The 11,076-nt window shown below is 67.1% G+C and carries 10 protein-coding genes; 9 read left to right on the top strand and 1 reads right to left on the bottom strand.

Annotation, left to right across the window (positions count from 1 at the left end; translation table 11 throughout):
• Positions 1 to 109: 109 nt before the first annotated feature.
• From ABD104_RS22075 to ABD104_RS22060, 4 genes are read left to right on the top strand one after another with little or no spacing between them, the layout of a single operon-like run.
• The gene (locus tag ABD104_RS22075) at positions 110 to 622 is read left to right on the top strand and encodes a response regulator (protein ID WP_343928194.1); all 513 of its coding nucleotides are present in this window, start codon (positions 110 to 112) and stop codon (positions 620 to 622) included.
• Between the two features lie 16 nt (positions 623 to 638).
• Positions 639 to 1,466: a CheR family methyltransferase gene (locus ABD104_RS22070; RefSeq protein WP_343928193.1), complete on the top strand. Its 828-nt coding sequence runs from the start codon at positions 639 to 641 to the stop codon at positions 1,464 to 1,466.
• Between the two features lie 12 nt (positions 1,467 to 1,478).
• Complete coding sequence (locus ABD104_RS22065) at positions 1,479 to 2,039, top strand: chemotaxis protein CheB (protein ID WP_343928192.1); 561 nt, start codon at positions 1,479 to 1,481, stop codon at positions 2,037 to 2,039.
• Positions 2,036 to 3,046, top strand: coding sequence for a diguanylate cyclase (locus ABD104_RS22060; RefSeq protein WP_343928191.1), 1,011 nt, complete (start codon positions 2,036 to 2,038; stop codon positions 3,044 to 3,046). Before ABD104_RS22065 ends, ABD104_RS22060 begins: the two co-directional genes overlap by 4 nt.
• Before the next feature lie 9 nt (positions 3,047 to 3,055).
• Here ABD104_RS22060 and ABD104_RS22055 read toward each other — a convergent pair whose 3' ends face one another.
• Entirely contained in the window at positions 3,056 to 4,360 is a 1,305-nt protein-coding gene (locus tag ABD104_RS22055; RefSeq protein WP_140416894.1) for a GGDEF domain-containing phosphodiesterase, read from the bottom strand.
• A gap of 344 nt (positions 4,361 to 4,704) precedes the next feature.
• On the opposite strand from ABD104_RS22055, the gene bcsD reads away from it, so the two are divergent.
• The 5 genes from bcsD to bcsB are packed head-to-tail and all read left to right on the top strand — an operon-like array spanning position 4,705 to position 11,074.
• Positions 4,705 to 5,160: a cellulose biosynthesis protein BcsD gene (gene bcsD / locus ABD104_RS22050; protein ID WP_343928190.1), complete on the top strand. Its 456-nt coding sequence runs from the start codon at positions 4,705 to 4,707 to the stop codon at positions 5,158 to 5,160.
• Positions 5,161 to 5,200: 40 nt separating this feature from the next.
• Positions 5,201 to 5,800 carry a cellulose biosynthesis protein BcsP gene (bcsP, locus tag ABD104_RS22045; RefSeq protein WP_165963294.1) on the top strand — a complete coding sequence of 200 codons (600 nt, stop codon included), beginning with the start codon at positions 5,201 to 5,203 and terminating at the stop codon, positions 5,798 to 5,800.
• A complete protein-coding gene (gene bcsQ / locus ABD104_RS22040) occupies positions 5,797 to 6,570 on the top strand; it encodes a cellulose biosynthesis protein BcsQ (RefSeq protein WP_087840496.1) in 774 nt (257 codons plus the stop codon). The genes bcsP and bcsQ overlap by 4 nt, the downstream gene beginning before the upstream one ends.
• A gap of 20 nt (positions 6,571 to 6,590) precedes the next feature.
• Positions 6,591 to 8,768 (top strand): UDP-forming cellulose synthase catalytic subunit, encoded by a 2,178-nt coding sequence (gene bcsA / locus ABD104_RS22035; protein ID WP_087840495.1) that lies wholly within the window; start codon positions 6,591 to 6,593, stop codon positions 8,766 to 8,768.
• Positions 8,765 to 11,074, top strand: a complete 2,310-nt coding sequence (gene bcsB, locus ABD104_RS22030) for a cellulose biosynthesis cyclic di-GMP-binding regulatory protein BcsB (protein ID WP_343928189.1) — start codon at positions 8,765 to 8,767, stop codon at positions 11,072 to 11,074. The genes bcsA and bcsB overlap by 4 nt, the downstream gene beginning before the upstream one ends.
• The last annotated feature ends 2 nt before the right edge of the window (positions 11,075 to 11,076 follow it).

Below are 11,076 nucleotides of genomic sequence, written 5' to 3'. Positions count from 1 at the left end.
GCCTTGCCCCATGACTGTCAACATCTTTTCTCGAAATCAAAAAGCAGTTGTAGCAACGGAGAGTCGGGAGACCATCAACAACCTTTTATGAATACCCCGCGAAGACCAGTTGCGGATACGCTCCCACACCGACAGCGTGGTGATCAAGGGCGCGCACTCGTCGGAACGGCTGCTGGACGAAGTCAGCCTCTTCCTGCACAGCGTGCGGCTGCGTCCCGCCGCGCCGGCCTCGGGCAGCGACGACGACCTGAAGGGGCGCAAGGTCCTGATGGTGGACGACGACATGCGCAACCTGTTCGCCCTGTCCAAGGCGCTGCGCGGCCGCGGCATGGAGGTCCTGATGGCGCAGGACGGCAGCAAGGCCCTGCGTCAGCTGGAAGAGAACCCCGACATCGAGCTGGTGCTGATGGACGTCATGATGCCGGTCATGGACGGCTACGAGGCCACGCAGGAGATCCGCAAGAATCCGCGCCATGCGCATCTGCCCATCATTTCGCTCACGGCCAAGGCCATGCAGGGCGACCGCGAGAAGAGCCTCGCCTCGGGCGCCAACGACTACCTGCCGAAACCGGTGGACATTCCCAAGCTGCTGTCTATGATGCGAGTATGGCTGCACCGCTAGGGCGGCCTGGAACGCCATGGAACCCGACCTGGACGAAATCGAGCTGGACCTGTTCGTGGAAGCCCTGCGGCGGCGCCACGGCTACGACCTGAGCCAGTACGCGCGCCCCTCGCTCAAGCGGCGCGTGCAGGGGCTGGTCCGCCAGCACGGCCTGGCGCACATCGGCGAGCTCACTTCGCGCATGCTGCGCGACGCTTCCTTGCTGCCGCAGGTGATCGAAGGGCTGTCGGTGCCCGTCTCGGAAATGTTCCGCGACCCTTTCGTGTTCGAGGCGCTGCGCACCAGGGTGTTCCCTGTCCTGGCCTCGTATCCCAGCATCAACATCTGGCAGGCGGGCTGCGCCCACGGCGAGGAAGTCTATTCGCTCGCCATCCTGCTGCAGGAAGCCGGGCTCTACGATCGCAGCCAGATCTACGCCACCGACTTTTCCGATGCCGCGCTGGCGCGAGCCCGGGAAGGCATCTTCCCCGTACGCGAGGCGCGGGCGGCCTCGCTGCGCTACCAGCAGGCGGGCGGCACCCGTACCCTGGCCGATTACTACCACGCGCGCTACGATCTCGTAAAGCTGGACGAATCGCTGTGCCGGAACGTGGTCTTCGCCAACCACAATCTCGCCACCGACGGTGTGTTTTGCGAAGCGCACCTGATCCTGTGCCGCAACGTGCTGATCTACTTCAACAACGCCTTGCAGGACCGCACGCTGGCCCTGTTCGCCGACAGCCTCGTTCGCGGCGGCTTCCTGTGCCTGGGCACCAAGGAAAATCTCGCGCTGGCATCGGCCTCCTCCAGCTTCGCCACGGTGGACGGTCCGGCGCGGATCTTCCGGTCGATACGGGCGACCTGACGGAGAGATGCGATGGAACTGGTGGCCATCGGCTGTTCCACCGGCGGACTGAAGGCCCTGCAAATCCTGCTGCGCGGCCTGGCCCCCTGCCCCCGGACCGCGTTCGTCGTCGTCATCCACACGGCGTCCGCCGATGCCGACTCCCTGCGCAGGTTGCTCGCCCGCGACACGCCGATGCCCGTGCAGGAAGCTCAGGAGCGCGCGCCCGTGCTGCCCGGCGTGCTGTATGTCGCCCCGCCGGGCTATCATTTGCTGATTGGGGCCGATCACTATTTCTATCTGAATGTCGACCCCAAGGTCTGCTTCGTGCGACCTAGCATCGATGTGCTGTTCGAATCGGCCGCCGATGCGTACCGCCATCGCATGGCCGGCGTGATCCTGACCGGCGCCAACGACGACGGCGCCCGAGGGTTGCGCTGCGTCCGACAAGCGGGGGGGATCGCGCTGGTGCAGGACCCGGAGGAAGCGGAAGCCTCCGGCATGCCAGAAGCGGCGCTTTCCCTGGCGGGCGCCGACCATTGCCTCAGGCTCGCCGACATCGCGAGCGAACTCAACCGGATGTGCCTATCTTGAAGACCGACCTGCCCACACCCAAGATCCTGATCGTGGACGACACGCCGGCCAATCTGTTCGCCATGCGCAAGCTGCTGGCGCAGATCGATGCCGAACTGGTCACGGTCGCCTCGGGCAACGAAGCGCTCGCGCTTTGCCTGGACGAGCGTTTCGCACTGATCCTGCTCGATGTCAACATGCCGGAGATGGACGGCTACGAAGTCGCCGCCCTGCTGGCCAACGAACCGCTCAATCGCGACACGCCCATCATCTTCGTCACCGCCGCCTTTGCCGACGACCTGAACCAATTGAAAGGCTATCGCAGCGGCGCGGTGGACTACATCGCCAAGCCTGTCAACGACTCAATATTGCTGTCCAAGGTCAAGGTGTTCCTGGAACTGGAAACCGGCCGCCAACGGCTCGCGCAGGCGCTGTCCACGCTGGAACAGCGCAACCAGCAACTGCAGGTGGAAATCGCCGAGTGCCGGCGCATCGAGGAACAGATGCGCCACCAGGCCACACACGATCAGTTGACAGGCTTGCCGAACCGGGCCTTGTTCATCGAGACGCTGGACCGCTTCCTGAGCCGTGCGCAGCGGCACGATGAACTGTTCGCCCTGCTGTACGTGGACATCGACGGCTTCAAGCAGGTCAACGACGGCCACGGCCACCAGGCGGGCGACATGCTATTGCAGGCGTTCTCGCTACGGCTGCGGTCCGCCCTGCGCGCCGAGGACGTCGTGGCCCGCCTGGGCGGCGACGAATTCGGCGTCCTGCTGTGCAAGGCCGCTGATGGCGGCGCAATCCAGCAGAAATGCGTCGACCTGTGCGAAATCCTGCGCGCGCCCTATCGTCTGACCAGCAATGGCCAGGCGTTCACGGCCCACGTGGGCGCAAGCATCGGCGCCGCGATCGCCATGCAGCACGGCAGCAGCCGCGACAGCCTGGTGCAGGCGGCCGACAACGCGATGTACGAAGCCAAGCGCAGCGGCAAGAACCAGGCGAGACTGGCCACCACGCTGCTGTGACCGCTCGCGCTACAGGGTAACCGCGACGCCCTGGCGGGCGTCGGCATGGCGCAGGAAATCGGTGACGGCATCGGCGCCCATGGGGGGCGAACAGAGGAACCCCTGCCAGGCATCGCAGCCCAGGTGCCTGAGCGCCTCCAGTTGCTGCGGCGTCTCGACGCCTTCGGCGATGGTCTGGATATCGACGGACCGGCAGAACTGTATGACGGTGCGCAGCATTTCCTTGTCGTAGGTGTTGTCCAGCATCCCGGCCACGAACTGGCGGTCCAGCTTGACCGCCGCGAACTGCGCCGAGCGCAGCCGCAGGAAGTTGGAATATCCGCTGCCGAAATCGTCCAGGCTGAAGCCCACGCCCATTTCTCCCAAGCGCCGGGTGATGGCGCCTGCCTCTTCCGGATCGGGAATCTCGGCCGACTCGGTCAGCTCGATTTCCAGCCGGCCCGGCTCGATGCCGTACTCCTCCAGTACCTGGCCCACGCTGGCGGCCAGGTCCCCCTGCAACTGGGCGGCGCTGAGGTTGACGGCCACCTGGGCACAGAACACGCCTTCCTCGCGCCATTCGGCCAGTTGCTGGCAAGCGCGCCTGAGCACCCACATGCCCAGCGCGGAACTGAGCCCCGCCGCCTCGACCTCGGGCACGAAGTCGTTGGGCATGACCATGGTTCCCTTGCGATGCCAGCGTACCAGGGCCTCGACGCCCCGTACCCGGCCGGTTCGCATTTCCAGCTGGGGCTGGTAGAACAGTTCGAACTCGCCGCGATCCAGGCCCTGCATGACCTCGGTGACCAGCGTGTCCTCGCGCGACATCAGCCTGCCGTCCAGGTCCTCGGGACCGTCGTTCCAGCATACCCACCGCGCCCGCGTGCGCAGCGCGTAGCGGGCCGCCTGCTGGGCGCGCAGCAGCACGTTCGAAGGCTGGGGCAGATCGCTGGGCAGCATGACGATGCCGAAGGCGGCCAGCGACGACCCCTGGCTGGCACCCAGTATCTGCAGCAACGAGGACCGCTGGAACAGCCGCTGGGCGGCGCCTATCGCGCCCGACTTGTCGTTGACGTCGCGCAGCACGATGATCAGGCTGGTGTCGTCCAGCATGCACAGCAGGTCGTCCGCGCGGATGAAACGGCGGATCTTGCCGAGGATTTCGTCGCGCTGGTGGGGAGCGGCATCGGAAGGCAGGGCCAGCGCCATGACGGCGGCTCGCCGGCGCTCGCCGATCAGCACGCCCAATTCGCGCAACAGCATGGCCCGTTCGCTGACATTGGCGAACTGTCGTACGGCCTCGGCGGGCTTGGACCTTCTAGGCATCGGCGACATGGAAAAATCGAACAACCATCAAGCTTCTTTTAATCGATATACCGCTAGTCCGTCATCGGCGCCAGGCACACGGAGCCGTGATACATGATCATCGCACACAGGCGATCATCGCAAAAGCGAAACCGCGCCCCATGCTGCCGGCCCTGCCACCCGGCGCCGGACACGTGCCTTTCGCGGCAAGTTAGTAAACGCCAACATTGGACTTCACCCGATAATTGGCGTGGGGAACATTACGGGAGGCATACGCGGCAGGAACGGGTTCGCCCGTTACAATGTTAACAACTGTTGCCTCCGGTACGAACACCCCCCGGCAATACCCTATGCTCTCACTCAGGGAAACCATCGTGGATCCAACGACTCTCGAATATCTCGGCAGCCGGCTGGCATCACGGCAATGGACCGGGTTTCTCGGCGCCCTGGCCCGGGAATTCTCCGACCAGTTGCCCGAAGCCGATCTGCGCGCCTTGATGCATCGCGTCGGGGCGCGTTTTGCCAGCGAATCGGCCTTGGCCGATTGCCAGAGCCTGGACGATGTCCAGTTCGCGATGAGCAAGATCTGGATGGCGCAGGATTGGGGCTGGGTCACCGTCCATGAACACGACGACTCGTTGCATATCAGCCATCACTGCTCCCCCCTGTCCGCCGCCTTCGGCCAGCAGGCATCCCCGTGGATGGCCGCCTTCCTCGAAGGCGCCTACCAGCGGTGGTTCGAGCAGCTGGGCGCCGGCAAGAGCCTGAGCGTCAAGCAGGCCGGCGAGCCGGATGCCGTCGGCTGCGTCGAATTCCGGCTGGGCAGGTAACCTCCTCCAAGCCCATGTGAAACGGATCAACGGGAAGCACATGAAAGAATCCGACGACATCGCCAACCTGTTCCGTCACTTCGGCGGCCAGCCTGGCCAGTACCAGGAAATCAGCCGCGCCAACGAAGCGCGCCAGTCGCGCGAGCGCTGGCCGCTGCTGGCCTCGATCGAAGCGGACCAGGCCGCGCAGTTTCCCCCCGTGGAAGCGCCCGTCCCCAGCGTTCCGCAGGCACCGCAGCCCGCCGCCGCGCCACCTGCGGCCGACTCCGCCCTCCAGCCTGCCGCCCCGCCGGCGGGCCGCATCGAGCCTCGCCTGTCCCCCGCCACGGCCTCGCCGCCTCCCCCCCAGGAAGCGCCCAACCCGCCGCGGGCAGCCGAATTCATTCCGCCCCGGGCCGGTGCGCTGAGCGACAGGATGCGGCCTGCCGCCGCCCTGGCGGCCCAGCAGCCAGCCCAGGTCGGTGAGCCGGCTCCCCGGCCTGCCCCCGCGCCGCGCACCGCCGCCGATACGTATGCGGGTCCGGAGCAGGAACCGGCACCGCAACTGCAAGCGCTCTTCACCCGCCTGGCCCGGCCCGCCTCGCGGCCTACGGCCGACAAGAGCAGCGCGTCCCTCCTCGAGCGATTGAATCGACTGTGAAGATCATTGCTGTTGTTTCCGCCAAGGGCGGCGTCGGCAAGACCACGGCCACCGCCAATCTCTGCACGGCCCTGCGGCAGGGCGGCCGCAACGTGCTCGCCGTCGACCTCGACCCCCAGAACGCCCTGCACCTGCATTTCGGCGACGATCCCCAGCGCATCGCGGGCACGTCCCGCGCGACGCTGGCCGGGCAGGATTGGCGCGACGTCGGCTTCGCCAGTCCGTCCGGCGTCGTCGTCCTGCCCTATGGCGCCGTCAACGAAGACGACCGGCAGGCATTCGAGCGCCATCTGGAAACACACGCCGACTGGCTGCCCCGCAACGTCCAGGCCCTGGGCCTGGGCACCGAGGACGTGGTCGTGCTGGACACGCCCCCCGGCCCCTCGATCTACATGCGCACCGCCCTGTCGGCGGCGCAATTGACCGTCATCGTGACGCTGCCCGACGCCGCTTCCTATGCCACGCTTCCCATGATGGAAGGCCTGGTCCAGACCTACTGCGTCACGCGGCCCGACTTCATCAACCACGTCTTCGTGGTCAACCAGGTGGACAACTCGCGGCTGCTTGCGCGCGACGTGCTGCAGGTCATGCGCGCCGACTTCGGCGAACGCGTGGTCGGCGTCATCCACCAGGACCAATCGGTCAGCGAAGCCCTTGCCTTCAACCAGAGCGTGCTCGACTACGATCCGCGGTGCCAGGCCACGCAGGACTACCTGGCGTGCGCCCGGAACATCGAGGCCATGCTGTCCACCTTCGGATCCTCGCTTTGACCTCGCGCCCGCGCCGCCCGATGTCCGCCCGCCTGGACGATTGGAGTGCTGTTCTGCTTCGATGGTCCGGCTGGCACCGTCCGGTGGTGCGGGTGATCACGGTGGTCCTGGCCGCCCTGCTGTTCGCGCTGGCCGTGACGGTGCCCCTGGAGCTCGGGCAGCAGGCCGTCTTCGCGGCCGCATGCTTCGGGCTGGCGCTGGTGCTCAGCACCACCGTGGGCCGGCTGGCCCCCCTGGCGATGATCGTGCTGTCGGTAACCGCGTCGCTTCGATACATGTACTGGCGGCTGACCTCGACGGTGGGATTCGAGAACCTCCTCGATGCCTTCTTCGGCTTCGGCCTGGTCGCGGCCGAACTGTACGCGCTGGTGGTCCTGCTGCTGGGCTATTTCCAGACCGCCTGGCCGCTTGAACGCAAGCCCGCGCCCATGCCGCCCGATCCGGCCATGTGGCCGACGGTGGACGTCTTCATCCCGACCTACAACGAACCGCTGGACGTCGTGCGCCAGACGGTCTACACCGCCATCGGCCTGGACTGGCCCGCCGACAAGCTCAAGGTGTTCGTGCTGGACGACGGCAAGCGGCCCGAGTTCAGGGCCTTCTGCGAGGAACTGGGGGTCGGCTACGTCACGCGCGACAACAATGCCCACGCCAAGGCCGGCAACATCAACCACGCGCTGGAACTGACCAGCGGCGAATACGTCGCCATCTTCGACTGCGACCACGTACCCACGCGCTCCTTCCTGCAGATCTGCATGGGCTGGTTCCTGCGCGACCCCAAGCTGGCCATGCTGCAGACGCCGCACTTCTTCTTCTCGCCCGACCCCTTCGAGAAGAACCTGGACACCTTCCGCGTCGTCCCCAACGAAGGCGAGCTTTTCTACGGACTGGTCCAGGATGGCAACGACCTCTGGAACGCCACGTTCTTCTGCGGCTCGTGCGCGATGATACGGCGCGGCCCTCTCATGGAGATCGGCGGCGTGGCGGTGGAGACCGTCACCGAGGACGCCCATACCGCGCTCAAGCTCAACCGGCGCGGCTACAACACCGCCTACCTGGCGATTCCCCAGGCCGCGGGCCTCGCGACCGAAAGCCTGGCGCGCCACGTCGGCCAGCGCATCCGGTGGGCGCGCGGCATGGCGCAGATATGCCGCGTCGACAACCCGCTGCTCGGGCCCGGCCTGACCCTGGGCCAGCGGCTGTGCTACCTGAACGCGATGCTGCATTTTTTCTACGGCCTGCCGCGCCTGATCTTCCTGACCGCGCCGCTGGCCTACCTGCTGCTGGGCGCCCACGTCTTCCAGGCAACGGCGCTGATGATCACGGCCTATGCCGTGCCGCACATCTTCCACGCCTCGCTGACGAACTCCCGCATGCAGGGCCGCTTCCGGCATTCGTTCTGGAACGAGGTCTACGAGTCGGTGCTGGCCTGGTACATCCTGCGCCCCGCGCTGGTGGCCTTCGTCAACCCCAAGGCCGGCAAGTTCAACGTCACCGACAAGGGCGGCGTGACCGAGGAAGGCTATTTCGACTGGGACATGGCGCGGCCCTACATCGTGCTGCTGGTCCTGAACCTGGCCGGCTTCCTCGTCGGCGCGGGCCGGCTGGTCTTCCAGGAGTCGCCCGACGTGGCGACGGTGCTGATCAATCTCGCGTGGACGGTCTATAACCTGATCATGACCAGCGCGGCGGTCGCGGTGGCGGGCGAGACGCGCCAGGTGCGGCGTTCCCCCCGCGTCGCCACCGCCCTGCCCGCCAGCCTCATGTTCGGCAACGGCAAGACCCTGGCCTGCCAGACCATCGATTTCTCGCAGACCGGCCTGGGGCTGCGCGTGCCGGCCGACGCCGACGTCCCGATGGACGAACTCCTGCACGTCTCGCTCTATCGCGGCACCGAGGAAGGCATCTTCCCGGCCACGGCGGCGTTCCGCCGCGGCGACCACCTGGGGCTCCAGTTCAAGGACCTGAACGTGCAGCAGGAAGTCGAGCTCGCCCAGATGACCTTCGCGCGCGCCGACACCTGGGCCCAGGCCTGGGGCAGCCACGAGCGGGACTCCCTGCCCACCGCCTTCGCCGAGATATTGCGCATCGCCGTGAAAGGCTTCTGGGACCTCGCCCGCAGCACGGGCCGGCTCGCCTTGTTCTGGCGCCGCGACCGGCGCGCCATTCCATCCATACCCGAGACGGGGGATCAATGACAACGAGATCGACGCTGGGCAGCCTCGCGGCCACGAGGCTGCGCGCCCTGCCCGCCCTGGCGGCCGGGCTGATCGCCTGCCTCCCGCACGCATCCGCCATGGCGGCCGCGGCGGCTCCCAACGCGGCCAGCGCCACGCCGGTCAAGGTGACATCCGCCGTGCCGGGCGCCACCCGTACCCATACCTATACGCTCAAGCAACTGGGGGCGCTGTTCCCGCTGCAACTGCGCGGCATCGACGGCGTGTACGGCGTCCCGTTCAGCGTGCGGGCGGACGAAGTCGTCACGGGCGCCACGCTGCGCCTGGCCTATGCCTATTCCCCCGCCCTGCTGCCCGACCTGTCGCACATCAACGTGCTGGTCAACGGCGAGGTGTCCTCGTCCATCCCCGTCCCGCGCGAACAGGGCGGCGTGAACCTGACGCGCGACATCGCCATCCCTCCGCGCCTGATCACCGAGTTCAACCGGCTGAACCTGCAACTGATCGGACACTACACGATGGAGTGCGAGGACCCGGCGCATTCCAGCCTGTGGGCCAACATCAGCAACAACAGCGTGCTGGAACTGACAGTCACCCGCATCGCGCTGGAGAACGACCTCGCGCTGCTGCCCCAGCCCTTCTTCGACCGGCGCGACATCCGGCCGTTGAACCTGCCGTTCGTCTTCGCCTCGGCGCCGGGCGGCGCCGCGCTGGAAGCGGCGGGCGTGCTGTCCTCGTGGTTCGGCGCGCTGGCCAGCTACCGCGGCGCCACCTTCCCGGTCACGCAGAACGCCATTCCCGACCACGGCAACGCCGTCATCCTGGCCACGGCCAACGAACGCGTCGCCGGGGTGACCTGGCCCCAGGTCCAGGGGCCGACCGTGGCCGTCGCGACCAACCCCAACGATCCCTACGGCAAGCTGCTGCTCGTGCTGGGACGCGACGCGGCCGAACTCAAGACGGCGGCCACCGCGCTTGCCGTGGGCGCGCCCACGCTGTCGGGCCAGGCCGCCACCATCACCGGGATCGAGCAGCAGAAGCCGCGCAAGCCCTACGATGCGCCCAACTGGCTGCGCGCCGACCGCGCGGTCAAGTTCGGCGAACTGGCCGACGCCGCCGCGCTGAATGTCTCGGGCTATTCCCCCGACCTGATCCGGGTCAATTTCCGCATGCCGCCCGACCTGTTCGCCTGGCGCGAAAAAGGCATCCCGGTCGACCTGCGCTACCGCTACACGCCGCGCGCCGAACCCGACAAGTCCACGCTGAACATCAACATCAACCAGCGCTTCCTGCGCTCCGAGCCGCTGCTGGCCATCCGCCACGACGCCACCAGCCGCGTCGACCGGCTGCTGGACAAGGTCATGCCCGACGGCACGGTGCCGGCCCGCGCGAAGTTCCAGATCCCGCTGTTCATGCTGCCCGCGCAGACGCAGATGCAGTTCCATTACTACTACGACTACATCAAGCAGGGCGAATGCAAGGACGTGGTGCTGGACAACGTGCGCGGCACGATAGAGCCCGATTCGACCATCGACATCTCGCACTTCTCGCACTTCATCGCCATGCCTGACCTGGCCGCGTTCAGCAACAGCGGCTTCCCCTTCACCCGCATGGCCGACCTGTCCGACACCGCCGTGGTGCTGCCCGACTCGCCGACCCCGGCCGACTACTCCACCTACCTGACGGTGCTGGGCCGGTTGGGCGATGCCACCGGCTACCCCGCCACCGGCGTCACCGTGGCGGCGGCGCGGCAGGCGGAAACGCTGGGCGGCAAGGACCTGCTGGTGATCTCGTCGGGCGGGCGCCAGCCGTTGCTGCAACAGTGGGCGCAATACATGCCCGTCAGCCTGGACGGCAACGCCAAGCGCTTCTCGCTGTCCGACAAGGTCTACCAGTTGTTCTCGTGGCGCGACAGCGACTCGCGCACCAACGCCAAGCCGACCCGCCAGACGCTGGCGTTCAACAGCGCCAGCTCCGACGCGATCATCGCCGGCTTCGAGTCGCCGCTGTCCGGCGGGCGCAGCGTGGTCGTCATCTCGGCCAACCAGCCCGCCGGCCTGCACGAGGCCATGCGGGCCATGCTCGACCCGGACCTGGTCAAATCCATCCAAGGCAGCGCGGTCGTGATCCGCGAGAAGCAGGTGGACAGCCTGGCGGCCGACCAGACCTACTTCGTCGGTTCGCTCAACCCGCTGCTCCACGTCCAGTGGTACCTTGCCAACCACCCGCTGCTGCTGGCCCTGCTTGGCATCGTGGCCGCACTGCTGCTGGCCGTCGTGCTGTACCTGTCGCTGCGAGCCCGGGCCAGGCGCCGGCTCGCGCTTTGAGG

The organism is Pigmentiphaga daeguensis (assembly GCF_039523035.1).
In the GTDB taxonomy this organism is placed as follows: domain Bacteria; phylum Pseudomonadota; class Gammaproteobacteria; order Burkholderiales; family Burkholderiaceae_B; genus Pigmentiphaga; species Pigmentiphaga daeguensis.
The sequence above is the reverse complement of the archived record's forward strand: the minus strand, read 5'-3'. Positions and strand labels throughout refer to the sequence as shown.